The 24,372-nt window shown below is 74.4% G+C and carries 23 protein-coding genes; 14 read left to right on the top strand and 9 right to left on the bottom strand.

Annotation, left to right across the window (positions count from 1 at the left end):
• The first annotated feature begins 32 nt into the window (after positions 1–32).
• From rhaS to DMB38_RS02145, 5 genes are all read left to right on the top strand, one after another.
• Entirely contained in the window at positions 33–1,106 is a 1,074-nt protein-coding gene (gene rhaS / locus DMB38_RS02165; RefSeq protein ID WP_125933704.1) for a rhamnose ABC transporter substrate-binding protein, read from the top strand.
• Positions 1,106–1,441 (top strand): L-rhamnose mutarotase, encoded by a 336-nt coding sequence (locus tag DMB38_RS02160; protein ID WP_125933703.1) that lies wholly within the window; start codon positions 1,106–1,108, stop codon positions 1,439–1,441. Before rhaS ends, DMB38_RS02160 begins: the two co-directional genes overlap by 1 nt.
• Before the next feature lie 9 nt (positions 1,442–1,450).
• Positions 1,451–2,917 (top strand): BNR repeat-containing protein, encoded by a 1,467-nt coding sequence (locus DMB38_RS02155; RefSeq protein WP_125933702.1) that lies wholly within the window; start codon positions 1,451–1,453, stop codon positions 2,915–2,917.
• 21 nt (positions 2,918–2,938) lie between these two features.
• Positions 2,939–4,384 (top strand): L-fucose/L-arabinose isomerase family protein, encoded by a 1,446-nt coding sequence (locus DMB38_RS02150; RefSeq protein ID WP_125933701.1) that lies wholly within the window; start codon positions 2,939–2,941, stop codon positions 4,382–4,384.
• Between the two features lie 76 nt (positions 4,385–4,460).
• Positions 4,461–5,474, top strand: coding sequence for a LacI family DNA-binding transcriptional regulator (locus DMB38_RS02145; protein WP_047014536.1), 1,014 nt, complete (start codon positions 4,461–4,463; stop codon positions 5,472–5,474).
• Here DMB38_RS02145 and DMB38_RS02140 read toward each other — a convergent pair.
• Positions 5,458–6,582 carry an NAD(P)-binding domain-containing protein gene (locus DMB38_RS02140; RefSeq protein WP_125933700.1) on the bottom strand — a complete coding sequence of 375 codons (1,125 nt, stop codon included), beginning with the start codon at positions 6,580–6,582 and terminating at the stop codon, positions 5,458–5,460. The genes DMB38_RS02145 and DMB38_RS02140 overlap by 17 nt on opposite strands.
• A 55-nt stretch (positions 6,583–6,637) precedes the next feature.
• Here DMB38_RS02140 and DMB38_RS02135 point away from each other — a divergent pair, with 55 nt between their 5' ends.
• From DMB38_RS02135 to DMB38_RS02120, 4 genes are all read left to right on the top strand, one after another.
• On the top strand, positions 6,638–7,060 hold the full coding sequence (locus DMB38_RS02135; protein WP_047014534.1) for a secondary thiamine-phosphate synthase enzyme YjbQ: 423 nt from the start codon (positions 6,638–6,640) through the stop codon (positions 7,058–7,060).
• Positions 7,061–7,212: 152 nt separating this feature from the next.
• Positions 7,213–8,268, top strand: coding sequence for an endonuclease/exonuclease/phosphatase family protein (locus DMB38_RS02130; RefSeq protein ID WP_240661920.1), 1,056 nt, complete (start codon positions 7,213–7,215; stop codon positions 8,266–8,268).
• Positions 8,269–8,491: 223 nt separating this feature from the next.
• Entirely contained in the window at positions 8,492–10,738 is a 2,247-nt protein-coding gene (locus DMB38_RS02125) for a PEP/pyruvate-binding domain-containing protein (protein WP_240661919.1), read from the top strand.
• A gap of 67 nt (positions 10,739–10,805) precedes the next feature.
• Complete coding sequence (locus tag DMB38_RS02120) at positions 10,806–11,693, top strand: hypothetical protein (RefSeq protein WP_125933698.1); 888 nt, start codon at positions 10,806–10,808, stop codon at positions 11,691–11,693.
• Between the two features lie 434 nt (positions 11,694–12,127).
• On the opposite strand, the gene DMB38_RS02115 is transcribed toward DMB38_RS02120, so the two are convergent.
• Together DMB38_RS02115 and DMB38_RS02110 are read right to left on the bottom strand one after the other, a co-directional pair.
• Positions 12,128–12,814, bottom strand: a complete 687-nt coding sequence (locus tag DMB38_RS02115; RefSeq protein ID WP_125933697.1) for an HAD family phosphatase — start codon at positions 12,812–12,814, stop codon at positions 12,128–12,130.
• A 62-nt stretch (positions 12,815–12,876) separates the two neighbouring features.
• On the bottom strand, positions 12,877–13,860 hold the full coding sequence (locus tag DMB38_RS02110; protein ID WP_125933696.1) for a right-handed parallel beta-helix repeat-containing protein: 984 nt from the start codon (positions 13,858–13,860) through the stop codon (positions 12,877–12,879).
• 204 nt (positions 13,861–14,064) lie between these two features.
• On the opposite strand from DMB38_RS02110, the gene DMB38_RS02105 reads away from it, so the two are divergent.
• A complete protein-coding gene (locus DMB38_RS02105) occupies positions 14,065–15,111 on the top strand; it encodes a lactonase family protein (protein ID WP_125933695.1) in 1,047 nt (348 codons plus the stop codon).
• 105 nt (positions 15,112–15,216) lie between these two features.
• Here the strand turns inward: DMB38_RS02105 and DMB38_RS02100 are convergent, their stop codons facing one another.
• From DMB38_RS02100 to DMB38_RS02080, 5 genes are all read right to left on the bottom strand, one after another.
• Positions 15,217–16,122 carry a hypothetical protein gene (locus DMB38_RS02100; protein ID WP_206337620.1) on the bottom strand — a complete coding sequence of 302 codons (906 nt, stop codon included), beginning with the start codon at positions 16,120–16,122 and terminating at the stop codon, positions 15,217–15,219.
• Positions 16,123–16,299: 177 nt separating this feature from the next.
• Complete coding sequence (locus DMB38_RS02095) at positions 16,300–17,292, bottom strand: BadF/BadG/BcrA/BcrD ATPase family protein (protein WP_206337619.1); 993 nt, start codon at positions 17,290–17,292, stop codon at positions 16,300–16,302.
• A 5-nt stretch (positions 17,293–17,297) separates the two neighbouring features.
• Complete coding sequence (locus DMB38_RS02090; protein WP_125933694.1) at positions 17,298–17,984, bottom strand: uracil-DNA glycosylase; 687 nt, start codon at positions 17,982–17,984, stop codon at positions 17,298–17,300.
• A 43-nt stretch (positions 17,985–18,027) separates the two neighbouring features.
• Positions 18,028–19,110, bottom strand: a complete 1,083-nt coding sequence (locus DMB38_RS02085; RefSeq protein ID WP_125933693.1) for an exo-alpha-sialidase — start codon at positions 19,108–19,110, stop codon at positions 18,028–18,030.
• Positions 19,111–19,216: 106 nt separating this feature from the next.
• Positions 19,217–19,873, bottom strand: a complete 657-nt coding sequence (locus DMB38_RS02080) for a DUF305 domain-containing protein (protein WP_125933692.1) — start codon at positions 19,871–19,873, stop codon at positions 19,217–19,219.
• 184 nt (positions 19,874–20,057) lie between these two features.
• Here DMB38_RS02080 and DMB38_RS02075 point away from each other — a divergent pair, with 184 nt between their 5' ends.
• A complete protein-coding gene (locus tag DMB38_RS02075) occupies positions 20,058–21,527 on the top strand; it encodes a hypothetical protein (protein ID WP_164716179.1) in 1,470 nt (489 codons plus the stop codon).
• A gap of 90 nt (positions 21,528–21,617) precedes the next feature.
• Here DMB38_RS02075 and DMB38_RS02070 read toward each other — a convergent pair whose 3' ends face one another.
• Positions 21,618–22,259 carry a TetR/AcrR family transcriptional regulator gene (locus DMB38_RS02070; protein WP_125933691.1) on the bottom strand — a complete coding sequence of 214 codons (642 nt, stop codon included), beginning with the start codon at positions 22,257–22,259 and terminating at the stop codon, positions 21,618–21,620.
• Between the two features lie 293 nt (positions 22,260–22,552).
• Here DMB38_RS02070 and DMB38_RS02065 point away from each other — a divergent pair, with 293 nt between their 5' ends.
• From DMB38_RS02065 to DMB38_RS02055, 3 genes are read left to right on the top strand one after another with little or no spacing between them, the layout of a single operon-like run.
• On the top strand, positions 22,553–23,041 hold the full coding sequence (locus DMB38_RS02065) for a DUF402 domain-containing protein (protein WP_125933690.1): 489 nt from the start codon (positions 22,553–22,555) through the stop codon (positions 23,039–23,041).
• 1 nt (position 23,042) lies between these two features.
• Positions 23,043–23,816: a nucleotidyltransferase domain-containing protein gene (locus DMB38_RS02060; protein ID WP_125933689.1), complete on the top strand. Its 774-nt coding sequence runs from the start codon at positions 23,043–23,045 to the stop codon at positions 23,814–23,816.
• A gap of 58 nt (positions 23,817–23,874) precedes the next feature.
• Entirely contained in the window at positions 23,875–24,372 is a 498-nt protein-coding gene (locus DMB38_RS02055) for a hypothetical protein (protein WP_125933688.1), read from the top strand.

Genomic DNA, 24,372 nt, shown 5'->3' with positions numbered 1-24,372 from the left:
CCCGCGGAACCGAACGCGAAAGGTTCACCCGCATGCGTAACAAGAGCCGCACCCTCGCCGCGACAGCCGCGCTGTGCGCCCTCACCCTGGCGGTCGGCGCCTGCTCGGGCACCACGAAGGACGACGCGGAGAACGACGCCAAGGAGCAGGCGTCCGACGCCACCGCGAACCCGGACGCGCCCCTGAAGAAGGGGCTGAAGATCGCGTTCCTGCCCAAGCAGATCAACAACCCGTACGAGCAGATCGTCGACGAGGCGGGCATCGAGGCGAGCGCCGAGTTCGACGCCGAGGCCAAGGAGGTCGGGCCCTCGGACGCCAAGGCGTCCTCGCAGGTCTCGTACATCAACACCCTCGTCCAGCAGCGCCAGGACGCCATCCTCATCGCCGCCAACGACCCCAACGCGGTCTGCGGCCCGCTGAAGACGGCCATGCAGCAGGACATCAAGGTCGTCGCCTACGACTCCGACACCGCGAAGGACTGCCGCCAGCTCTTCATCAACCAGGCCAGCTCCGAGGAGATCGGCCGCAGCCAGGTGCAGCGCATCGCGGAACAGCTCGACTACAAGGGCGAGATCGCCATCCTCTCGGCGACGCAGAACGCGACGAACCAGAACACCTGGATCGACTTCATGAAGGACGAGCTGAAGAAGCCCGAGTACAAGGACATGAAACTGGTCAAGGTCGCCTACGGCGACGACGACGACCAGAAGTCCTTCCAGGAGACCCAGGGCCTGCTCAAGGCGTACCCCGACCTGAAGGGCATCATCTCGCCCACCACGGTCGGCATCGCCGCCGCCGCCCGCTACATCAGCACCTCCGACTACAAGGGCGACGTCGTGCTCAACGGCCTCGGCACGCCGAACCAGATGCGCAAGTTCATCAAGGACGGCACCGTCGAGGAGTTCTCCCTCTGGGACCCCAAGGACCTCGGCTACCTCGGCGCCTACGCCGCCGCCGCGCTGGCCTCGGGCCAGATCACCGGCAAGGAGGGCGAGACGTTCGAGGCCGGCCGGCTCGGCGAGTACACCGTCGGCAAGGATGGCGAGATCATCCTCGGCCCGCCGACCGTGTTCGACGAGAAGAACATCGACGAGTACGACTTCTGATGGCCGGCGCGGAACAGCGCCGCGTCTGCTTCCTGCTGAAGGTGCGCGCCGACCGGCTGGCGGAGTACCGCGAGCGGCACGCGGCCGTCTGGCCGGACATGCTCGCCGCGCTCTCCGCCGCCGGCTGGCGCAACTACTCGCTCTTCCTGCGCGACGACGGCCTCCTCGTCGGCTATCTGGAGACCCCGGACTTCGCCGCCGCCCAGGCCGCGATGGCCGCGAGCGAGGTCAACGCGCGCTGGCAGGCCGAGATGGCCCCGTTCTTCGAGGCGCTCGACGGCGCCGCGCCGGACACGGCCGTACGCCCCCTGACAGAGGTCTTCCACCTCGACTGAGGACCCCCCATGAGACTGCTCTCCCGCACGTTCGTGAAGCCCGCGCTCCTCGCCGCCGCGCTGCTGCTCACGGCGACCGCCCTCCCGGCCGCCGCGGCGGACGCGCGGCCCGCCGCGGCGCCGGGGCCGCCCCCGGCGCCCGGCCCGTCGCTGACCCGGATCGCCGACACCGAACTCGACCCGGAGGCCGTCTACTTCGTCTCGTTCGACGGCCTGGTCAACAACAGCTCGTTCACGAAGAACGGCATCCTCACCCACAAGCGGCACCAGTACGCGGCCTGGTACACCGCCGACCGCAGCGCCGTCGTCGCCCGCCGGGCGCTCGGCGACCGGGAGTGGGAGACCGTCACCCTGGACCACCGGCTGAAGTACGACGACTCCCACAACGTCATCTCCCTCGGCGTCTCCGCCGCCGACGGCCGGCTCCACGTCAACATGGACTCGCACGCCGACGGGTTCTTCTACCTCAAGTCCGCGCCCGGGCTGATGAACCGGCCGGAGGCGCACGACTGGACGGCGGACGCCTTCGGGCCCGTGCAGACCTCGCTGGACGGGCTCCCGCTCACCGACCGCTTCACCTACCCCCAGTTCGTCGCCACCCCCGCCGGCGGGCTGCTGCTCAGCTACCGCGACGGCGTCTCCGGCAACGGCCGCAACGCGCTGGCCGCGTACGACGGGCAGCGATGGCGGGCGCTCGGCCAGTGGTCGGGCTCCACCGGCACGTACACGACGGAACACGGCAGCAGCTCCGCCCGCAACATGTACCTGCACGGCATCGACTACGGCCCGGACGGCACCCTGCACGCCTTCTACACCTGGCGCGAGCAGAACACCGCCGTCATGTGCGCCCCCGGCGGCCTCAGCAACCACGACACCGGCTACGTCCGCTCCACCGACGACGGCCGCACCTGGACCAACGCCGCGGGCGAGGCCGTCGGCACCACCGGCGGCCCCGACCTCGTCGCCTCCGACGACCCCGGCACCGTCGCCGACCCGCTGAGCGCCGACCACGCGCTGATGAACCAGGAGCACCAGGCCACCGACTCCGCCGGCCGCCCGCACGCCCTCATCAGCTACGTCCCCGGCCGCTTCGGCCAGTGCTCCACGGACTACGTCGCCGACCGCAAGGCGAACGCCCGCACCTTCCACCTCCACCGCGACGACGCCGGCCGCTGGCACAAGACCGAACTCCCGGTGCCCCTGGCGTCCAGCCAGCGCTCCAAGCTCGCCTTCGACCGCTACGACAACGCCTACGCCGTGCTGCCCTACGGCCGGATCGCCGCCGCCTCCGCCGCCTCCGGGTGGACCGACTGGAAGCTCCTTTTCGACGGCGCGGACCTCGACGCCTTCGGTGAGGTGAACCTCGACGAGACCCGGCTCGCCCAGGACGGCGTCCTGTCCTTCATGTACCAGCAGAAGTCCACCGGCACCACGCCCTCACCGCTGCGCACCGTGGACTTCGCCCTGCCCCGCTAGGCGCGACCGCAAGGAGCCACCATGACGACCGCACGCATCCCCGCCACCGCCCGCCGTCCCCGCGTCGGCCTGGTCGCCGGCGGACTCGGCGCGTACTGGCCGCAGTTCCCCGACCTGCTGCCGCAGCTCAAGCGCTCCGCCGCCCGGGTGGCCGAGCGGATGGCGGGGTTCGACGCCGAGGTCGTCGACGCCGGCTTCATCTCCGACGCCCCCGAGGGCGCCGCCGCGGCGGAGAAGCTGCGCGCCGCGGACTGCGACCTGATCGTCGGCTTCCTCACCACGTACATGACCGCGACGATGCTCGTCCCCGTCGCCCAGCGCAGCGGCGCGCCCGTGCTGCTGATCAACCTGCAGCCCACCGAGGCGATGGACCACGCGAGCTTCGACACCGGCCAGTGGCTCGCCTACTGCGGTGCCTGCCCGCTGCCCGAGATGGCCAACGCCTTCGAGCGCTGCGGCGTCCCCTTCCGCTCGGTCTCCGGCCATCTTCAGGACGAGCGGGCGTGGGCCAGGATCGGCCGCTGGATCCGGGCGGCGGGGGTGCGGGCCGTGCTGCGCGGCGGCCGGCACGGGCTGATGGGCCACCTCTATCCGGGCATGTACGACGTCTCCACCGACCTCACCATGGTCACCGCGAACCTCGGCGGCCACGTCGAGGTGCTGGAATTCGACGACCTGCGGGTACGGGCCGAGAAGGCCGGCGACGCCGAGGTGGCGGAGAAGCTCGCCGAGACCCGCGAGGTCTTCGACCTCGACGCGACCGTCGACCCCGACGACCTGGCCTGGGCGGCGCGGGTGTCGGTGGGCCTCGACCGGCTCGCCGCCGACTTCGACCTCGACTCCCTCGCGTACTACCACCGCGGCCTCGACGGCGAGACGCACGAGCGGCTGGGCGCCGGCATGATCCTCGGCGCCTCCCTGCTCACCGCCCGCGGCATCCCCGCCGCGGGCGAGTACGAGCTGCGGACCTCGCTCGCCATGCTCGTCGCCGACCGGTTCGGCGCCGGCGGCTCCTTCACCGAGATGCAGGCGCTCAACTTCCGCGACGGCGTCGTGGAGATGGGCCACGACGGGCCCGGGCACCTGGCGATCAGCGAGGGCCGGCCGCTCCTGCGCGGCCTCGGCGTCTACCACGGCAAGCGCGGCTGGGGCGTGTCCGTGGAGTTCGACGTACGGCACGGGCCGGTCACCGCCGTCGGCCTCGGCCAGACCCGCGACGGGCGCTACCGGCTCATCGCCTCCACCGGCACCGTCACGCCGGGACCGCTGCTGGCCATCGGCAACACCACCTCCCGCGTCGACTTCGGCCGGGATCCGGGCGAGTGGTGCGACGAGTGGAGCGCGAGCGGAGTCGGCCACCACTGGGCGCTGGCCACCGGCCACCTGCTGCCGGAGCTGCGGGCGCTCGCGGACCTCGCCGGGCTGGACCTGGTGGAGGTTGCGGGGAGTGGCGAGGGTGATGCGTAGCATGAGCGACGGGCCGCGGCCGGGGCGCGCCGCGTACGACCGGCTGGACGGCTGAAGGGGAACGCGCGTGGGGCGCATGGTGGGCATCAAGGACGTCGCGCGGCACGCGGGCGTCTCCGTCGGCACCGTGTCGAACGTCATCAACCGGCCGGACAGCGTGGCCGCCGCCACCCGCGAGCGGGTGCAGGCGGCGATCGACCGGCTCGGCTACGTACGCAGCGAGTCGGCGCGGCAACTGCGCGCCGGGCGCAGCCGCATCATCGCGCTGCTCGTCCTCGACATGACCAACCCGTTCTTCGTCGACGTCGCCACCGGCGCGGAGCGCGCCGCGCGCGAGGCGGGACTCGGCGTGATGCTGTGCAACAGCGCGCAGAGCCCCGCCGAGGAGGCCGAGTACCTGGGCCTCTTCGCCGAGCAGCGGGTGCGCGGCGTGCTGGTCACCCCGGCCGACACCAGCGGGCGCACGCTGGAGTCCTTCGGCCGGCACGGCATCCCGTACGTCTTCGTGGACCGCACCGTCGCCAGCGCCGACGCCTGCTCGGTCTCGCTGGACGACGTCCAGGGCGGCGTGCTCGCCGCCCGTCACCTGATCGGCGCAGGCCACGGCTCCCTGGTCTACGTCAGCGGCCCCATGCAGCTCCCGCAGTGCCAGGACCGCCACACCGGGGCTCTGGCCGCCCTCGCCGAGGAGGGGCTCGGTCCTGAGGCGCTCATCCACGTCGAGACCGAGCAGATGGACGTCGCCGCGGGCCGGGACGCCGGGGCCAGGCTGCTGGGCATGTCGCCGCGCCCGTCGGCGGTCTTCTGCGCCAACGACCTCCTCGCGCTCGGCGTGCTCCAGACCCTCTTCGCGGCGGGCGTCTCGGTGCCCGGCGACATCGCGCTCGTCGGCTACGACGACATCGAGTTCGCCGCCGCGGCGGCGGTGCCCCTCACCTCGGTGCGCCAGCCGGCGCACCGGATGGGCCGGGAGGCCGCGGAGCTGCTCATCGAGGAGACGGAACGGGGCGTGGAGGACCACGACCACCAGCGGATCGTGCTCCAGCCCGAGCTGGTGGTCCGCAGCTCCAGCCTCAGACAGCAGCGCTGACGGCGCCTGGCTCCGCGGGTACGGGCCCGGGGCCACGGCCGGGCGTGCCGGCCAGGAGCCGGGTCAGCTCGCGGACCGCCGCGCGGCCGGCGCGGTTGGCGCCGATGGTGCTCGCCGACGGGCCGTAGCCCACGAGGTGGATCCGCGGGTCGCGGGCCGCGCGGGTGCCGTCCATGCGGATGCCGCCGCCCGGCTCGCGGAGCCGCAGCGGGGCCAGGTGGTCGACGGCGGCGCGGAAGCCCGTGGCCCACAGGATCGCGTCCGCGCGGAAGACCGTCCCGTCCGCCCAGGCCACGCCGTCCGGCGTGATCCGCTCGAACATCGGCCGCCGCACCAGCACGCCGGCCGCCCGCGCGGCGCGTACCTCGTCCGTCAGCGCCAGACCGGTCTCGCCGACCACGCTCTTCGGCGGCAGCCCGGCCCGTACCCGCTCGTCGACCCTGGCGACCACCGCGCGGCCCCAGTCCTCGGTGAACGGTCCCTGCCGCCACACCGGCGGCCGGCGTGTCACCCAGGCGGTCTCCGCCGCGGTCCCCGCCAGCTCCAGCAGGTGCTGCGTGCCGGAGGCGCCGCCGCCGACGACCACCACGCGCTGCCCGGCGAAGTCCTGCGGGCCGCGGTACTGCGCCGTGTGGAGCTGCCGGCCGCGGAACGTCTCCTGGCCCGGGTAGCGCGGCCAGAACGGCCGGTCCCAGGTGCCCGTGGCGTTGACCAGCGCCTGCGCCGACCACGTGCCCGCGTCCGTCACCACCTGTAGCCGCCCGGTCTCCGGACCGGCGCCCTCGCGCACCTCGGCGACGTTCACCGGCCGGCGCACGGGCAGCTCGAAGGCGCGTTCGTACGCGCCGAAGTACTCGGCGACGACCTCCGCGGCCGGCCGGGTCCCGTCCGCCTCGGCGGCGGCCAGCGCCATACCGGGCAGGTCGTGCACGCGGTGCGCCTTGCCGTACGTGAGCGTCGGCCACCGGAACTGCCACGCGCCGCCGGGCCCGGGGGAGTGGTCCAGGACGACGAAGTCCAGGCCCGCGCGGCGCAGGAAGTACGCCGCCGACAGCCCGGCCTGCCCCGAGCCGATCACCACCACCTGCGTCCGTACGATGCCGCTCATGTGTGCGCCAACGCCCGTGGCGGCACGGATCTTCCCCATGCGCGATGCTGGCCCCATGACCGACGTCTTCACCACCCACGCGCTGCGGATCACCACGGGGTCCGGCGAGACCGTGCACGACCTCACCGCGGAGTGCGACGCCTTCCTGCGTGAGGCGGCCGACGGCCGCGACGGGCTGCTCAACGTCTTCGTCCCGCACGCCACCGCGGGCATCGCGCTCATCGAGACGGGCGCGGGCAGCGACGACGACCTCCTCGCCGCGCTGCACGACCTGCTGCCCGCCGACGACCGCTGGAACCACCGGCACGGCAGCCCGGGACACGGCCGCGACCACGTGCTGCCCGCGCTGGTGCCGCCGCACGCCACGCTGCCGGTGATCGGCGGCCGGCTGGAGCTGGGCACCTGGCAGTCGGTGGTGCTGGTCGACACCAACCGCGACAACCCGCAGCGCAGCGTGCGGCTGTCCTTCCTCGGCTGAGCGCGGGCCGCCTGACGGGGCGTAGCGCAAAGGAGGTCGTCTGGTGCCGATCCACTTCCGATGACACCATTCCCAGCGATCACCTGCGCTCCATCTCTCCCATCCGCCGTGCGCCGCAAGGCTGTTCGCGGCCGAGAAGGAAGGACGCTCCCATGCTGCGACGCAGGGCACACGCCGTCTTGCCGGCACTGCTGCTCACCGTGGCCGCCGCGGCGCCGGCCGCCGCCGGTCCCGCACCGGCGGCGGCTCCGTCCAGGCCCGCTTCCGGCGCACCGGTCGGATTCCTCACGTACAACATCTGCGGCAACAGCCCGAACACCGCGGACTGCTCCGCGACCCGCGAGGTGGAGAAGAGACGCGACGCGGTCGTCGCGCACGCCCGCGCGGAGAAGAGCGACTTCGTCTTCCTCCAGGAGGTCTGCTCGCAGCAGTTCGCGACGATAGGCCGGGCCCTGAAGGGCGACGGCTACGACGGGCACTTCGCCGAGACCTTCCGGCGGCCCGGCGTGTGCGACGTGAAGGAACCGGACGGCACGGTCACCAAGGGCGTATACGGCATCGCCGTCTACGCCAAGGGGCCGATCACCCCCGGCGAGGCCGTCACGATCGACCCCGACGACGACTACACCCGGCAGCACTCCGGCCCGGAGGCATGGCACGCGGCGTGCGTCGAGGCGGAGATCCGGGGCCGGAAGACCCGCGGCTGCTCGGTCCACCTCTACCCGCAGTACGACGGCAAGCCGCCGGACATCAACGCCAGGCAGGCCGCCAACCTGGCCGCCCACCCGTGGCTCGACGCCGGCACTCCGGTGGTGCTGGGCGGCGACTTCAACCCGCTGCACCGCACCGGCACGATCCCCGACCGCACCACCAGCCCGCGCTCCACCGACCTCGACCCCTTCTACCGGCCCGAGCTGGGCGGCAGCGGCCGGCTCATCGAGGTCGACGAGACCGACGCGGCCCGCTTCGACGCCACCTGCAAGGCCGCCACGCCGCGGCCCCGCGCCTGCCGCTCGGGAGAACCCACGCACCTCCGCCAGTCGGCGGAGGTCAAGGAGGCGAAGCTCGACTACATCTTCGTGGACCGGGACCACTTCGGGAACGTCAGGGGCGACGCGCTGCCGCGCGACAGCGAGATCTCGGACCATTACGCGCTCGTCGGCTCCGCCACCGTCAGGCACGACGACGGCGACGACGAACAGCGGTAGCCCGCGCGGCCGGGTCCACTCGGGGACTTCCCTGAGGAATACCTCCGGCCGCTCGCGGCATACTGATTCGTAAGCAACCCGGTCGAACCCGCCGGGTCGCCGCGGCGGTTCCCCGTTGACTGCCCCGCGACGGCCCGGCCGGCTCCCTCCGCTACCCGGGACCGAGTCGGGCGTGCGGCCCCCGCAAGGGGCGCGCGCACGAGGGGCGGAGGTGGAGCCGCTGATGGCGACCGAAGCGGAGCGGACGGCGGGCGCGGCGGACGCGCAGCCCGCGGCACGGGCGGCACGCGCGGCGGATGCGGATCGCGCGGCGCGCGCCGCGCGTACGGAACGGGCCGCGGGCGGGGCGTGGCCGGCGGTGCTTCCGCTGCACGCAGAACCCGCCCGGGACCCCGGCAGCGCCGGGGCCAAGGCCGCCAACCTGGCCCGCGCCGCCGCCGCGGGGCTGCCCGTCCTCCCGGGCTTCGTGCTCACCGACCCCGCCCTCGCCCCCGGCGCCCCCGCGGGACCCGGCGCGCTGCGCGCCGCCTGGCGGGACCTGAGCGAGGGCGGGCGGCGGCCGCTGATCGTACGGTCCTCCTCCGCGTACGAGGACGCCGCGGACTCCTCGATGGCCGGCTGGTACGAGACCGTGCCGGACGTCCGCGGCTGGGACGACTTCGCCGCCGCCGTCCGCCGGGTGCTCGACTCCGCCGCCCGCGGGCTCGTCGGCCCCGCCGCCGCGCCCCGCGAGGCGCCGCTGCGCGCCGGGACGCCCGGGCGTATGGCGGTCCTGGTGCAGCCGATGCTGCGGGCCGCGGCCGGCGGCGTGATGTTCGGCGCCGACCCCGTCGCGGGACGCCACGACCGGCTGCTGGTCAGCGCCGTCGACGGCGTCCCCGGCGCCCTCGTCGACGGCACCGCGCAGGGCGTGCGCTACCAGCTCACCCGGCGCGGCCGGCGGGTCGCCGCCGACCCCGCGGAGCCGCCGGGCGCGCGCCTCCTCGGCCGCGGCCGTCTTGCCCGGCTGGCGTCGCTGGCCCGGCGCGCGGAGCGGGTCTTCGGCGGGCCGCAGGACGTCGAGTTCGGCTTCGACGCCGACGGGCGGCTGTGGCTCTTCCAGTCCCGGCCGATCACGGCGATGCCGCCGCGCCCGCCGCGTACCGCCCGGCTGCTGGGCCCGGGTCCTGTCGCCGAGACCTTCCCCGCGGTGCTCCAGCCGCTGGAGGAGGACCTGTGGGTCGCGCCCATGTCGCACGGCCTCACCGTCGCCCTCGACATCGCCGGCACCGCGCCCCGGCGGCACCTGCGCGCGCTGCCCGCTGTCACCACCGTCGACGGCCGGGCCGCCGCCGACCTGCGGCTGCTCGGCGCGGTCAAGTCCCCCCATCCGGTACGGGACTTCATGAACCCGCTGCGCGGCGCCCGGCTCCTCGGCGCGGCCTGGCGCACGGGGCGGCTGCGCACCGCGCTGCCCGTGCTCGCGCGCGACCTCATGGCCGAGGTCGACGAGCAGCTCGCCGGGCTGCCCGAGCCGGCCGCGATGGCCGGTGGCCGGCTGCTCGACGCCGCGGGCTGGGGCCGTACCGTCCTCTCCGCGCTGCACGCCCAGGAGTCGCTGGCCGGCGCGCTGCCCGGCGCGGGCACCGGGGCCACCGCGGCGGGGGAGGCGCTGGCCGTGCTGGCGGAGGTGCCGCGGCAGGAGGCGGGCCACGACGACGCCGAGCTGATCGCCCGGCACCCGGTGCTGCTGGCGCTGCTGCCGCCGGCGCTCGGCGCGGCGCCCGCGCTGCCCGTACGCACCCGGTGGAGCGGGGTGCCGCGCGGGGTGGGCGCGTTACCGGTGCGGGAGGGGCTGCGGCTGCGGATCCGGTGGGTGCAGGAGATGCAGAGCCGGGTCGTCGCGGAGCTGGCGGAGCGGCTGGCGGCGGCGGGTGCGCTGGACGACGCGGCGCGGGTGGCGCTGCTGCGCTGGCCCGAGCTGGTCGCGCTCGCGGACGGCAGGGGACTGCCGCGGGACTTCGCGGAGCGGCTGCCGCGGCCGGAGCGGCTGGGGCTGCCCGCGGCGTTCCGGCTGGCCGGCGGGCGGCCGGTGGCGGAGCCGCAGGATCCGGCGGGCGCCGGGCCGGCGGCGGGCGGCGGGCAGGGCGCGGGCGGCGGCAGCGGCGCGGGGGTGGCCTGGGACGGTGCGGGGGAGCGGCCGGAGCGGGCGGTGCTGGTGGTGCCGGTGCTCGACCCGGGGCTCGCGCCGCAGCTCGCCGGGCTCGCCGGGCTGGTCGCGGAGACCGGCAGCGCGCTGTCGCACCTGGCGGTGCTGGCCCGTGAGTTCGGGGTGCCGACGGCCGTGGGCGTACCGGGGGCGGTGGGGCGCTTCCCGCCGGGTACGGCGCTGGCGGTGGACGGCACGACGGGTGCGGTGACGGCCGCCGGGGGCGAGGCACGTACCGGCGGCGACTCGGCCCACGGGGACAGCCGCGAGGCGGCGGCGTGACCGGCGGACGCGGCTGCCGGGACGGCCGCGTGCCCGACCGTACGCGCACCACGGCGGGGGAGGCGGCGTGAAGTACGCGGGCTATGTTTTCGGCGGGCTCTCCGGCACCGCCGCCGGGGGCTACTTCGTGCTCTACCTCTACCGCTGGGAGTGGCAGCGCGCGCTCATCAGCGGCGTGCTGCTGCTGGCCGTCGAGGTGCTGCTCGTCGGCATCGTCCTGCACGCCCGGGTCTCCCGGCTCCGCCGCGAGGTCGCCGAAGGACGCGACCGCACCGAGGAGATCCTGCGCGGCCTGGAGCGCGCCAGGCCCGAGCCGTCGCCGCGGTTCCGCTGGCTGGAGGCCCGGCGCCCTGACGGCACGCACCGCACGTACGTCTTCGTGCCCGTGCTGATGGCCGCGGGGGCGGTGATGTCGGCCGCCGCCTGGGCGGTGCAGAAGCTCGCCTCCGCCACCGGCCGCCCCGCGGACCGCCGCACGGCCGCCCGGCTCGCGGGACTGGCGGCGCCGCCCGGCGGCGTGGGCCGCGCGGAGCCGCTGGAGTCCCGCCCCGCGGTACGGCGCCCACCCCGGGTCCGCACGTTCGTCGTCGCCGTACTGGCCCTGGCCGCCCTGGTGTTCGGCGTCGACCGGCTCGCGGACGCCACCCAGACCCGGCCCCGGGAGCGGCTCACCGCGGCGGCGACGACGGTCGTCTTCGAAGTCGCGGTGCGCGGCTCCGCCGACGCGGCGGCGGGCCGGATGGCCGCGCGCGACCTGTGGGAGAGCTGCCGCCGCGCGACCCGCGTCCCGGCGCGCCATGCCCCGCTGAGCCGGCTGGAGGGCGACCTCTGGGTAGGCAGCGTGCGCCCGGCGCTCGGCGACCACGACCGCATGCGGCTGCGCGGCTGCCTGGACGACGCCACCGCCGAGCGCACCACGGCGAAGGTTCTGGGCGACGGCCAAGTCGGCGGCTGAACACGCGCGGGCAATTCGGGAAATCCTCCGCCGGTTCCGTCCTCTTCCCTCGCCGAACGCCCCGGGGAAAGGCTCCGGTCGACTGACAAGTTCCCCGGCGTCGGCATCGGCACTGCAAGGCCAAGTACGGCGCCGTCCCGCCGTTCAGCGCGGTCCGGCACGTCTGCGGCAGCCGCCGGGTCACTCCTGGGGCGGCGTGCACTTCTCGAAGACGGCGGAGCGGTCCATCCCGTTCGGCGAGCGGTTCGGGGATCCGGCCTACGAGTTCGTGCAGCGGCACGTCAGGGGCGAGGCGGCGGAGGACCGACCCGGGCCACCGGGACGCGGGGAGCGCGGGGCGGTGCGGAACCACGGCACCGCCCCGTGCCCGGCCGCCGTGCGCCCCGCGTCCGCGCGGTACGCCCGGCCCGTACGCCCCGGCGCGCGGCCGCGGGTCACGCTCCGCCCGTCACCCACGCGAACGCCCGCTCCGCCGAGAACTCCCGCTGCCCGCCCCGGAACACCAGCCCCGCACCCGACCCGACCGCCTCGTCCGCCTGCTCCGGCAGATACGGCACCGCCACGCACCGCATCCCGGCCCGGCGCGCGGCCTCCCACCCCGGCGGCGCGTCCTCCACCACCGCGCAGTCCTCCGGCCGTGCGCCCAGCCGCCGGGCGGCCTCCAGGAACACGTCGGGCTCCGGCTTGCCGCGCTCGACCTCCTCCGCCGAGACCAGCGTGGGGAAGAGCCCGTCGAGCCCCGCCGCGGGCAGCACCGCCTCGATGGCGGCGCGCGAGGAGCCGGACGCGACGGCGATCGGGCTCCCGGTCGCGCGCAGCATCTCGGCGAACGTCCGCATCTGCGGATACGCGTGGGTCGACGCCCGCGCCAGTTGCAGATACACGGCGTTCTTCTCCGCCATCAGCTCCGCCACCGGCGCCGCCAGCGCGTACCGCTCCCGCAGCGTGCGCATCGTCTCCAGGGTGCCGACGCCCAGGAAACCCGCGTGCTCCTCCCAAGTGAAGCCCGTGACGCCGTGCTGTTCGAGCACACGGCGCCCGGCCTCGTAGTAGTTGGGTTCGCTGTCGACGAGGGTGCCGTCGAGGTCGAAGACGACGGCGGTGGTACCGGTGGCGCTCATACGGCAAGCATGCCAAGCCCGGCATGAAGCGGACGCCCCGGGTCCGTCGGCCGGGGCGGCTCTCAGCCGGTGACCGGGACGCCGGGGTTGACCAGGCCGCGCCCGCCGCTGACGGTGTTGCTGACGGAGACGGTCACGGGGCAGTTCAGCGCGTCGTAGTTGGTGACGTCGATGGCGTACCGGTCGGGGCCCGTCGCGCCGCCGAGGTCGGACCTGTTGCCGCGGAACGTGGCGTTGCAGCCCCAGCCGTCCTGCACCTCGTGGGTCTGGTAGCCGTCGTTGGTGGTGCCGCGGCCGGTGTTCTCCGCCACCAGCACGTCGTTGCCCTTGATGTCGACCCACGAGTCGTCGTAGTTCGCGCCCGTCAGGCCGCTGCCGTCGAAGGTGTTGCCGATGATCCTGGCGCCGGTGGTGCCCTCCTTGATGTCCACGTTCTCGCCGCCGACGCCGGGGCCGATCGTGTTGCCCTCGATGAGGATGCGGTCGCTGCGGTCGCCGGTGCCGCCCGCGCTGCCGACGTAGACGCCCTCGCCCATGCCGCGGCCGTTCCGGCCGGTGTCGTGGATCCGGGAGTCGGTGATCGAGCCGTCGGAGCTGGAGTTGCGGAAGTGCACGGCCTCCATGTCCAGGCCGTGCACGGTGACGGAGGCGATGTCCACGTGGCCGGCGGCGTCCATCACGATGCCCTTCTGGCCGCCGGTGACCGTGAACCCGGTCAGATTCCAGTACGAGGCACCGTCCAGGTGCAGCCCGTAGCCGCCGCCGGCGACCAGCACGGCGCCGGCGGAGCCGGTGAGGGTGGCGGGCGCGGCACCGCTGCCGGAGGCGGTGATGTCGAAGTTGCCGCGGTACGTGCCGTCCACCATACGGATGGTGTCGCCCGGTCCCGCCGCGGCGAGGGCCGCCTCCAACTCGTCGGCCGTGGACACGTCGACCACCTCGGCGGCGTCCGCGGGCCGGGCGGCGGCAGCCGTCTGGAAGCCGCCCAGCAGGGCGGCGGCGGACACCAGGGCAGCCGCGATACGGGTGCGGTGCGCTCCGTGCATGCTCGGTCTCCTCGTGTGGGGGGAACTCACGGTGCGCGGCCCCTGCGCGGACCACATTGTGCTGCACATCCCCCCGATGCGGTACGGGCCCGGCGGGGCGGGCCCGGCGGGGAGCGCGGGGGTGAGGGAGACCGCCGGACGGCCGGGAGATCGTCGGGTAGGGTCGCCCGGACCGGCTCCGGACCTGCTGGAAGGGGAAAGCGCATGGGTGAATCGGTTCTGCGGGCTTGCGTCGGCTCGTTCTCCAGTGGCGGCGGCGCCGGGATCACCGTCGCCGACGTCGTCCCCGGCACGGGTGCCCTCATTCCGCGGCACTCGACCGACGCGCTGCGCGACCCCTCGTTCCTCGCCGTCGCCGACGGCGGCCTGCTGTACGCCGTGAGCGAGACCGAGGGCGGCACCGTGGCCGCGTTCCGGCTCGCCGACGACAAGCCCGAGCCCGCCGGCGACCCGGTGCCCGTCAGCGGCGACCACCCCACCCACCTCGCGCTCGCCGGCGGCCACGTCCTGACCGCCAACTACACCTCCGGCAGCTTCAGCACGGTGACCGTCAACCGCGACGGCACCCTCGCGGGGCCCGCCGCGCTGCTGCAGCACGAGGGCAGCGGCCCGGTCGCCGAGCGGCAGGAGGGCCCGCACGCCCACCAGGTGGTCCCCGACCCGACCGGCCGCTGGGTCCTCGGCGTCGACCTCGGCACCGATTCCGTGCTCGTCTGCGCCCTCGACGCCGACCGCGGCGCCCTGCGGCTCAACCACGAGGTGCCGCTCCGCCCCGGCACCGGCCCGCGCCACCTGGCCTTCCACCCGGACGGACACCGCGTCTACGTCGCCTGCGAGCTGGAGCCCGTCGTCACCGTCTGCTCCTGGGACGCCGCCACCGGCACCCTCGAACCGCTCGCCGAGGCCCCGCTGCTGACGGACGAGTCGGCCGCGGCGGACGAGACCCCGTACGCCTCCGGCATCGCCGTCTCCCCGGACGGCCGCTTCTGCTGGACCGCCGTCCGCGGCCCCGACGTCGTCGCCACCCTCGCGCTCGGCGACGACGGCGGCGTCCGCGGCCTCGTCTCGAACGTCCCCTGCGGCGGCACCTGGCCGCGGGACCTCGCGATCGACCCGGGCGGCCGGCACCTCTACGCGGCCAACGAGCGCTCCGGGGACGTCACGTGGTTCGACATCGACAGCGAGAGCGGCACCCCGCGGCGCTCCGGCTCGGCCGCGCTGCCGGCGGCGTCGTGCGTCGTGTTCGCCTGACCCGGGCGCGGCGGCCGTCCCCCACCCCGGGCGCGCGGACGCGGTCCTGAAGCAGCGGAGCCGCCGGCGTGCGCCGGCGGCTCCGGACGATGTCCTGCGGGTACGTCAGCGCAGCGGCGACCCGGCGGGCTGCGGCGCGATGCCCAGCGTCGTCGTGTACTGCGTCAGCGCCAGTTGCCCCACCGACGGGTACGGGCCCAGCGGCTCCGCCGCCTCGCACGCCGCCTCCTCGGCCGCGGTGGCCAGCATCCCCGCGGGCAGCTCGGGGCCCAGCGCGTACGGCGCGAGCGCGAGCCGGGCGGAGCCCGAACTCCGCAGCGACTCCGCGACCTTGGCCACGGCGCCCGGCTGGTCCAGCGCCGCCGCCATCACCGGCACCGCCAGCCGCGCCGAGAGCAGCATGCCCGTCACGCCCGCCGCCTGCACGGCCTCCTCGCCGCCCACGGCACCGAGGATGATGCCGTCCGCGGCGGTCGCGACCGTGAAGAGCCGCGCGCGGTCCGCGCGGGCGAGGCCCGCCTCGGAAAGACGCACGTGCAGCGCCTCGGCGAGCAGCGGGTGCGGCCCGAGGACGTCGGTGAGCTCGACCGCCGTCCCGCTCGTCGCGACCGCGTCGCGCAGCCGGTCCAGCAGCACCGGGTCGGGGCCCGCGAGCAGCGGCACCACGACGGCCACAGGCACGTCCTCCGCCACCTCCAGCGTCCCGGCCTCGGCGTGGGCGGCGCGCTGCGCCGCGGCCTGCGCGAGGACCGCCGTCAGCGGCGGGAACTCCTCGTTCTCGCCCTCGACGTAGGCCACCCGGCCGTCGAGCCCGGGAAGGTCGGAGCGGGCGATGCTGAGCACCTCCTCCGCCATGCCGCGAATCTCCGCGGACGGCGCCCCGGGCACGGCCAGGACCAGCGCCGGCGCGCCCTCGGGCGCGCTCGGCCGCTCCGGCTTACGGTGCCGCCCCGGCTGACGGCGGGGCATACGTACGGGCAGACCGGCTGCGTGTCCATCGGCAGAGCTCATGGCGCCGCATGCTAACGCCTCACCGCGGTCCGCCACATGCCCGGGGTCGCCATTCGCCCGGGTGCGTGACCGCGGGAGCACACCGGCGGACAGGCGGTGACCGCGCTCGTACGGACCGTCCCCGCGCCGTTACGCGCGGTCCCCGCGCCCGCGCCGCCCGCGGCCCGGAAAAGCGGTCTACCAGACGTCGAGCATGCCCCGCTCCACCGGCAGCAGCAGCTCGCCGGCCGCCAGCGCGGCGGCGATCCGCAGCGACCCCGCCAGCGGCGTCGCCGTCGCGGTCGACACCCGGGCGCGCGGCAGCCGCACCGCGAGTTCCGCGCGCAGCGGCGCGAGCAGCGGCTCCCCGATGCCGAAGAGCCCGCCCGTGAGCGCGACCGCGCTGCCGGGGTCCGCCGGGCAGACCGCGACGGCCGCGGCGGCGATGTGCTCGCCCGCCTCGGTGAGGATGCCGGCGGCGACCGGGTCGTGCGGCGCGCAGCGCGCGACCTCCGGCGCGAACGAGGCCAGCACCGCCGGGCGGTCGGGCCGCGGGTAGAGCAGGCCCGGCATCTGCGTGCCGGTGCCGAACACCGTCTCCATCCGGGCCAGCAGCGCCGCGGAGCCCCCGCGGCGGCCGTCGAACGCCCGCATCGCCGCCTCCAGACCCGCCCGCCCGATCCACGCGCCGCCACCGCAGTCGCCGAGCAGGTGCCCCCAGCCGTCGGCCCGCCGCCACCCCGCGGCGTCGAGCCCGGTGCCGACCGCGATCATGCCGGTGCCGGCGGCGACGACGGCGCCGGGGTGCTGACCGATGGCGCCCGCGTACGCGGTGACGCCGTCGGCGGCGAGCGCCAGGTGCCGTACGCCGAGGGCGTCCGCCAGGGCGTGCGGCAGCCGGGCGCGCAGGTCGGCGCCGAGGGAGGCCATGCCGGCGGCGCCGACGCACACGGCCTCGAACGACTCGGCCCCCGCGGCGCTCCGCAGCCGGTGCGCGGCGGGCAGCAGCTTGCCGAGGAGGTCGTCGGCGTCGATCCCGTTGTCCCCGGTGGCGACGGGCCCCGCGGTCTCCACGGTCGCGTCGCCCTCCGCCGGTTCGCCGCCGTCCGCGGGGACGGCCGCCGCGGCGATGCGCAGCCCCGAGCCGCCGGAGTCGATGCCGAGCACCCATCGGGCCGTAGCGCTGGTCATGGCGGCTATCCGTTCGTCGGCAGCGTCCAGTCCACCGGCTCCGCGCCCTGCTTCTGCAGCAGCTCGTTGGCCCGGCTGAAGGGGCGGGAGCCGAAGAAGCCGCGGTCGGCGGACATGGGGGAGGGGTGGGCGGACTCGATGGCGGGGTAGTCGCTGAGCATGGGGCGCAGGTTGCGCGCGTCGCGGCCCCACAGGATCGCCACCAGCGGCCGGCCGCGGGCGGCGAGCGCCCGGATGGCCTGCTCGGTGACCTGCTCCCAGCCCTTGCCGCGGTGCGCGGCGGGGCGCCTGGGCGCGGTGGTGAGCGCCCTGTTGAGCAGCAGCACGCCCTGCGTGGTCCAGGGCGTGAGGTCGCCGTTGGCGGGGCGGGGGTGGCCCAGGTCGTCGTGCAGCTCGCGGAAGATGTTCTCCAGGCTGCCGGGCAGCGGGCGCACGTCCGGGGCGACGGAGAAGCTGAGGCCCACGGCGTGACCCGGGGTGGGGTACGGGTCCTGGCCGACGATGAGCACCCGCACGTCGTCGAACGGCTGCTGGAAGGCCCGTAGCACGTTCGGTCCCGCGGGCAGATATGTTCGCCCCGCCGCGACCTCCGCGCGGAGGAAGTCGCCCATGGCGGCGATCTGTTGGGCGACCGGTTCCAGGGCCTTGGCCCAGCCGGCTTCGACGATGTCGGGGAGAGGACGTCCAGCCATGGCCGGTCACTCTACTGGCTCCACGGGCCCCACCCGCCACGTCTCAGACAGCCGCCGCCCGTACGCACAGCACGTCCGGCAGGTGCGCGGCGAGCTGCGTCCAGCTCTCCCCTTCGTCGGCGCTGGCGAAGACCTCCCCGTTGCGGTTGCCGAAGTACACCCCCGCGGGGTCGGCGTCGTCGGTGCACAGCGCGTCCCGGAGCACCGTGCCGTAGTGGTCCTCCGCCGGCAGCCCCGCCGACAGCGGCTCCCAGGTCGCCCCGGCGTCCGACGTGCGGTAGACCCGGCAGCGGTTCCCGGCGGGCACCCGGTCGGCGTCGGCGGTGATGGGGAAGAGGTATGCGGTGTCCCCGCGCGAGGGGTGCGCGGCGACGGCGAAGCCGAAGTCCGACGGCAGTCCCGCGCCGATGTCGGTCCAGGTGGCCCCGGCGTCGTCGCTGCGGTAGACACCCCAGTGGTTCTGCAGGTAGAGCCGGTCCGGGTCGACGGCGTCCCGCGCGACCTTGTGCACGCACTGGCCGAACTCCGGGAACCTCTCCGGCTGGAAGACGACCTGCACGCCGGAGTTCGACGGGGCCCAGCTCGCCCCGCCGTCCACCGTGCGGTACACCCCGCCGGCGGAGACGGCGACCGTCACGGACCGGGCGTCCCGCGGATCGGTGACCACCGTGTGCACGGCGAGCCCGCCGCCGCCCGGCTCCCACTTCTCCCGCGTCGGGTGGTCCCACAGCGACCGCATCAGCTCGAACGTCTCGCCGCCGTCCTCGGACCGGAAGAGGCCGCCGGGCTCCGTGCCCGCGTACACCACACCGGGGGCCTCGGCCCCCGCGGGCTGCAACTGCCAGACCCGCTCCAGCGAAGTGCCGGTGTCCTTCGGGTACTTCACCGGCTGCCGTCCGGGCTCCTCCCACGTCGCACCGAGGTCGTCGGAGTGGAAGACCGACGGGCCCCAGTGGCTGCTGTCGCCCCCGGCGAGCACCCGGGGTGCCGCGCCGCGGGTGTCGATGCCCACCGAATAGATCGCCTGGGCCTTGAAGTGCGGTCCGTCCAGCTCCCACGCGCCGCCCCGGCGCCGTCCCAGGAACAGCCCCTTGCGCGTTCCGACCGCCAGCACCACGTCCTGCATAGGGTCCACCTCCGTGCGACCGTGCGACCTCGTCGTCGACTACGGGTCAGTCTGCACCCGGCCACTGACAACGCCCCCGGGACGCGCGGAACCGCAGGCCGGGGAGCTACGCCAGCTTCTCCATCCGGCCGATCTCGCTGAGCTGCTGCGCGATCACGCCGGTCGCCAACTGCTCGACGTACTCGTTGTTGCCCTTGCCGAGCACCTCCTCGGCCATCTCCACCGCGCCCTCGTGGTGGGCGATCATCAGCTTGAGGAACAGCGCGTCGAACTCCTCGCCGCGCGCCGCCCGCAGCCGGTCGAGGTCCGCCTCGCTCGCCATCCCGGGCATCCCTTCGTGCCCGCCCGCGTGCCCGCCGTCGTGGCCTTCCTCCCCGCCGCCGCCCGGGTTCTCCTCCAGCCACGCCTCCATCACCGCGATCTCCGGCTGCTGCCCGGCGGCGATCCGCTCGGCGATCCCGCGCACGCCCTCGGCGCCCGCGCGCTTCTCGGCGAGGCCGGTCATCACGATCGCCTGTCCGTGATGCTCGATCATGTCGCGCATGTACGTGGTGTCCGCCGCGTTGGGCCGGTCGTCGCCGCGCGCCTCCTCGACCTGGTCCGCGGGGATCTTGCTTGCCTCTTCGCCCGGCTTCCCGGGCGCGATGACGGACGCCTTGCCGCCGTCCCCGGCGTCGTCGGACGAGCCGCCACCGGTGCAGCCGGCAAGCAGCAGGGCGGCGGTGAGCGGAACGACTGAGGCGAGCGCGCGAGGGTGCCGCAAGGTGACCTCCGTACAGGTGGTTCCGGCGAGTTGCCAGGTAGGTCTAGCACGAGCAGGTGCCGACAGGACCAAAAGTTTGCATTACAACTGTGTTTCCGTCTGTTGTGATGTACATGCTTGGCGAGATACTGCCTTGATTTCAACTGCCGAAGAGGCACCACTGGGAGGGAATCACGTGACGTCGTTGCACAGATCACGTACGCGGCGCAGAGGTCTGGCCGCGGCCGCGGCCCTGATCGGGCTCGTGGGGTCGCTGCTGACCGCCGGCACCGCGGCCGCGGTGCCGGGTCCGGGCGATGGGCCGAACGCCCCGAAGAAGCTCAGCAGCAGTGAACGTTCGCAGGCGCAGGAAGCCATCGAGCGCGGTGACGTGCCGGGCGTGGACGAGATCGACAAGAGCGACAACATCGAGCACGTCGCCCACCTCGACAAGGGTGCCCTGCAGGGCACCAACTCGGACATCGCCTTCCAGGGCCGTTACGCCTTCGCGGGCAACTACGACGGCTTCGTCATCTACGACATCGCCGATCCGAAGAGCCCCGAGGTCGTCAGCGAGGTGCTCTGCCCCGGCTCGCAGAACGACGTGTCGGTCTCCGGCGACCTGCTGTTCCTGTCCACCGACTCGTCGCGCAGCGACGACTCCTGCAACAGCACCACCCAGCCCGCCACGGAGAAGGACTCCTGGGAGGGCATGAAGGTCTTCGACATCAGCGACAAGCGCAACCCCGAGTACGTCGCCGCCGTCGAGACCGCCTGCGGCTCGCACACGCACACGCTGGTGCCCGAGCGCAAGAACGTCTACATCTACGTCTCCTCGTACTCGCCCAGCGCCACCTTCCCCGACTGCCAGCCGCCGCACGACGGCATCTCCATAGTCAAGGTGCCGCGGTCCGCTCCGGAGCGCTCGGAGGTCATCGACTTCCCGGTGCTCTTCCCCGACGGCGGCAACCCGGGCAGCCCCGGCAAGTCGGCCACCACCGGCTGCCACGACATCACCGCCTTCCCCAAGCTCGACCTCGCGGCCGGCGCCTGCATGGGCGACGGCATCCTGATGGACATCTCCGACCCGGCGGCGCCGGAAGTCATCGATCAGGTGAGTGACTACGAGAACTTCGCGTTCTGGCACTCGGCGACGTTCAGCAAGGACGGCCAGAAGGTCGTCTTCACCGACGAGCTGGGCGGCGGCGGCGCCGCGACCTGCAACGAGGAGATCGGCCCGAAGCAGGGCGCGAACGGGATCTACGACCTCAAGCAGCGCGGCACGAAGTCCGAACTCATCTTCCGCAGCTACTACAAGATCCCGCGGCACCAGGCGGACACCGAGAACTGCGTCGCGCACAACGGCTCGCTGGTCCCGGTGGCCGGCGGCCGCGACATCATGGTGCAGGCCTGGTACCAGGGCGGCGTCTCCGTGTGGGACTTCACCGACTCCCGCAACCCCAAGGAGATCGGGTACTTCGAGCGCGGCCCGCTCTCGGACACCTCCCTGGTCACCGGCGGTTCCTGGTCCGCGTACTACTACAACGGCTATGTCTACTCCAACGACATCGCCAAGGGCCTGGACGTCCTGAAGATCAACGACCGGCGCACGGACAGCGCGCGCTGGGTGCGGCTGCCCGAGCTGAACACGCAGACGCAGCCGGACTACCGCTGATCCGCGGGCACCGCTGACCGGCACGTCGCCGGCCGGCTCCGGTCCGTGTTCCATCCGGTCCGCGTACCCGGCGGTGGCCGCTTCCCGCGGCTACCGCCGGTGCGCGGCCCGCACCGGCGTCCCGTCGAAGGGCTCCACGCCCTCCGGCGGGACGCCGAGGTGCCAGTCCAGCCCGTAGCGCCGGAACAGCTCGCCGCGCAGCCGGTCGAGCGGCATCGGCACCCCCGGCAGCAGCAGCGCGAAGACCGCGCCCATGAGCTGGGCGCGCAGCATCGGGTACTCGGTGTCCGGGTGGGGCGAGCCCCAGCACGCCACGGTGTCGCGGAGGAGGACCGCGAGCCGCTGCTGCTCCGCACACTGGATGAAGCCGTCCGCCTGCAGAATGCCCGCCATGTGGTGGCGCATGAGCACGGGGTGGTCCTGCGAGAGGCCCAGGATCGCGTCGATGGCCCGGGCCATCCGCTCCTGCCCGTCCTCCGTGTGGGACGGGCGCTCCAGGGCGGCCCCGAGCGTAAGATGCATCAGCCGGTGGACGGCCGACTGCACCAACTGGCGTTTGCCGGGAAAGTAGTACGAGACCAGACCGCGCGCGGAACCCGCGCGTTCCGCGATGTCTCCCAAGGTCGTGCCCTCGAAGCCCCGTTCGTCGACCAGCTCCACCGTGGCTTGCAGCAGACGCTCCCGGGAACGGCGTCGGAGTTCTTCATTGACTGCGGGCCTGCGGGGGGACATCCTGTAACTCCTGCCTTCACTGGCTGAGAGCCAGTATACTCGGCAAGGCTTCCGGTACTGAGGCGAGCACGCCCGGTGCCGGGAGGAGTGGTGGGCTCGGGCGATGCGGGGGATCGCCTGAGCCCACCATGCCTCGGCGCGGAAATTTCTCGTTCCGCCGGGAACCCGGAGCCTCCGCCGGCCGTTTGACGGTGTGAGGCCCCGCGCTCCCCCGTCGCGGGGCCTCACCAATTGCCGCGGCCGGCCGGCCCGCCCAGGTACCGTGCCCGGGGGACGCGTACGGGAGGAAGGGCATGCTGACACCGGGCCGCGAGGTCGAGGTCACGCTGATCAAGCAGCTCAGGCCGGGCCTGAGCTACCCCGCGGTGGTCGTCCGCGACGACGGCAACCACGCGGTGGTGCGGGCCCCCTGGGCCGGCCCGAAGGAGCGCGACGCGGGGTACGTGCGGTTCGAGCAGGGCGACGTGTGGACCGAGCACTTCTGGCGCGATCGCTGGTATTCGGTGAAGGAGATCCGGGCCGCCGACGGCCGCATCAAGGGCTGGTACTGCGACGTGGCCAGGCCCGCCCGCGTCGAGGAGGACCGGGTCACGGTGCACGACCTGGAGCTCGACCTCTGGCTCTCCGGCGACCGGCAGACACTTCTCCGGCTCGACGAGGACGAGTTCGTCGCCAGCGGCCTGCCCGAGCGCGACCCCGGCACCGCCGCCCGCGCCCGCGCCGCGCTCGACGAGCTGGAGGAGCTGGCCCGCACCGGCCTCGACGAGCTGCTGGCCGCCTGACATGGCCCCGCGCGACGCCGCCGGGCCGCTCCTCGACCGCTTCCTCGCCGCCCTGCGCGCCGCCGTGCCGCTGGAGGCGCTCTGGGCCCACGGCTCGCTCGCCCTCGGGGACTACCGCCCGTACCGCAGCGACCTCGACCTCATCGCCGTCGTCCACCATGACGTCGGCGCCGACCCCGCCGCCCGCGGGCGGCTGGAGGCGCTGCACCGCAGGCTCCACCGCGAGGTGCCCCTCGCCGCCAAGCTGCACTGCTCGTACATGGCCCTGGACCGCCTCGCCGGGGCCGGCCTCGATCACCTCACCTGGGCCCACGCCGAGTTGTTCAGCCGCCCCGTCACCCCGGTCACCAGGCGCGAGCTGCACACCGGCGCGCTGGTGCTGCACGGTCCCGGTCCTTCCGAACTGCTCCCGCCGCTGCCGGACGCGGAGTTGACGGCGTTCATCCGCAAGGACCTTGCGGAGTACTGGCTGCCCGCCACCGCCTCGCGGCGGCGGTGGCTGCGCGACGTGTGGGTCGACCTCGGCCCGGTCACCGTCGCCCGGGCCGGCGTCACCCTGCGCGAGGGCCGTCTGATCACCAAGGGCGAGGCCCTCGACGTCCTCGCCGCCACCGGCGCCCCGGCCGCCCTGGTCGACGACATCCGCGACCGCCGCTACGCGGAACACCCGGCCCGCACCGCCCCGCTCTGGCGGCTGCGCCGCGCCACCCTGGCCCGCGACTACGTCCGCTCCCGCATCCCCGTCACCCTCGCGGACCCCGGCACCGCTCCTTGACAGGAGGGCGTACGGAGTCCACTGTTCCGTGCACTTCCCCACCCCGAACGGGAGTCGCATGGCTGTCTACATCTGCTCGCTCATCGTCGACGAACCGCAGGTCATACCCGCCGACGGCGAGTACCACATCGTCCGCTTCCCCTACGGCGCCCGCGAGTCGTTCGACGCCCACGGCATGCACCAGGCGGCCCAGCCGGACGGCAAGCGGTCCTCGTACCCGGACCGCCGCTCCGGCCTGATCTGGCCGAGCCGGGAGGGCTGGGGGTCGCTGACCGCGATGGTGTACTGGGAGAAGGGCGACTACACCGAGGTCCGGGACCGGTTCGTCCGCGACCCTCTCGGCCTGGCCGGCGGCTACGACGCCACCGCGACCGAGGACCACGCCGGCACGCCCGGCGGCGAGTACCGCCACAAGCACCACGAGATCTTCGTCCGGCCGCGCACCCCGCTGGCGTTCCTCGTCCGCCACAACGGCTCCCGGAGCGCGCGCATCATCCACGCGCAGTTCAAGCTGGCCATCCATCCGGCCGCCGAGATGCCGGCCGCCGGAAGCTGA

This window comes from Streptomyces sp. WAC 06738 (assembly GCF_003945505.1).
In the GTDB taxonomy this organism is placed as follows: Bacteria; Actinomycetota; Actinomycetes; order Streptomycetales; family Streptomycetaceae; genus Streptomyces.
The sequence above is the reverse complement of the archived record's forward strand: the minus strand, read 5'-3'. Positions and strand labels throughout refer to the sequence as shown.

What these genes read in the sequence shown, in the direction of transcription:
- rhaS (WP_125933704.1), top strand. Translation starts at nt 33, where the DNA reads ATGCGTAACAAGAGCCGCACCCTCGCCGCGACAGCCGCGCTGTGCGCC.
- DMB38_RS02160 (WP_125933703.1), top strand. Translation starts at nt 1,106, where the DNA reads ATGGCCGGCGCGGAACAGCGCCGCGTCTGCTTCCTGCTGAAGGTGCGC.
- DMB38_RS02155 (WP_125933702.1), top strand. Translation starts at nt 1,451, where the DNA reads ATGAGACTGCTCTCCCGCACGTTCGTGAAGCCCGCGCTCCTCGCCGCC.
- DMB38_RS02150 (WP_125933701.1), top strand. Translation starts at nt 2,939, where the DNA reads ATGACGACCGCACGCATCCCCGCCACCGCCCGCCGTCCCCGCGTCGGC.
- DMB38_RS02145 (WP_047014536.1), top strand. Translation starts at nt 4,461, where the DNA reads ATGGTGGGCATCAAGGACGTCGCGCGGCACGCGGGCGTCTCCGTCGGC.
- DMB38_RS02140 (WP_125933700.1), bottom strand. Translation starts at nt 6,582, where the DNA reads ATGAGCGGCATCGTACGGACGCAGGTGGTGGTGATCGGCTCGGGGCAG.
- DMB38_RS02135 (WP_047014534.1), top strand. Translation starts at nt 6,638, where the DNA reads ATGACCGACGTCTTCACCACCCACGCGCTGCGGATCACCACGGGGTCC.
- DMB38_RS02130 (WP_240661920.1), top strand. Translation starts at nt 7,213, where the DNA reads ATGCTGCGACGCAGGGCACACGCCGTCTTGCCGGCACTGCTGCTCACC.
- DMB38_RS02125 (WP_240661919.1), top strand. Translation starts at nt 8,492, where the DNA reads ATGGCGACCGAAGCGGAGCGGACGGCGGGCGCGGCGGACGCGCAGCCC.
- DMB38_RS02115 (WP_125933697.1), bottom strand. Translation starts at nt 12,814, where the DNA reads ATGAGCGCCACCGGTACCACCGCCGTCGTCTTCGACCTCGACGGCACC.
- DMB38_RS02110 (WP_125933696.1), bottom strand. Translation starts at nt 13,860, where the DNA reads ATGCACGGAGCGCACCGCACCCGTATCGCGGCTGCCCTGGTGTCCGCC.
- DMB38_RS02105 (WP_125933695.1), top strand. Translation starts at nt 14,065, where the DNA reads ATGGGTGAATCGGTTCTGCGGGCTTGCGTCGGCTCGTTCTCCAGTGGC.
- DMB38_RS02100 (WP_206337620.1), bottom strand. Translation starts at nt 16,122, where the DNA reads ATGAGCTCTGCCGATGGACACGCAGCCGGTCTGCCCGTACGTATGCCC.
- DMB38_RS02095 (WP_206337619.1), bottom strand. Translation starts at nt 17,292, where the DNA reads ATGACCAGCGCTACGGCCCGATGGGTGCTCGGCATCGACTCCGGCGGC.
- DMB38_RS02090 (WP_125933694.1), bottom strand. Translation starts at nt 17,984, where the DNA reads ATGGCTGGACGTCCTCTCCCCGACATCGTCGAAGCCGGCTGGGCCAAG.
- DMB38_RS02085 (WP_125933693.1), bottom strand. Translation starts at nt 19,110, where the DNA reads ATGCAGGACGTGGTGCTGGCGGTCGGAACGCGCAAGGGGCTGTTCCTG.
- DMB38_RS02070 (WP_125933691.1), bottom strand. Translation starts at nt 22,259, where the DNA reads ATGTCCCCCCGCAGGCCCGCAGTCAATGAAGAACTCCGACGCCGTTCC.
- DMB38_RS02065 (WP_125933690.1), top strand. Translation starts at nt 22,553, where the DNA reads ATGCTGACACCGGGCCGCGAGGTCGAGGTCACGCTGATCAAGCAGCTC.
- DMB38_RS02060 (WP_125933689.1), top strand. Translation starts at nt 23,043, where the DNA reads ATGGCCCCGCGCGACGCCGCCGGGCCGCTCCTCGACCGCTTCCTCGCC.
- DMB38_RS02055 (WP_125933688.1), top strand. Translation starts at nt 23,875, where the DNA reads ATGGCTGTCTACATCTGCTCGCTCATCGTCGACGAACCGCAGGTCATA.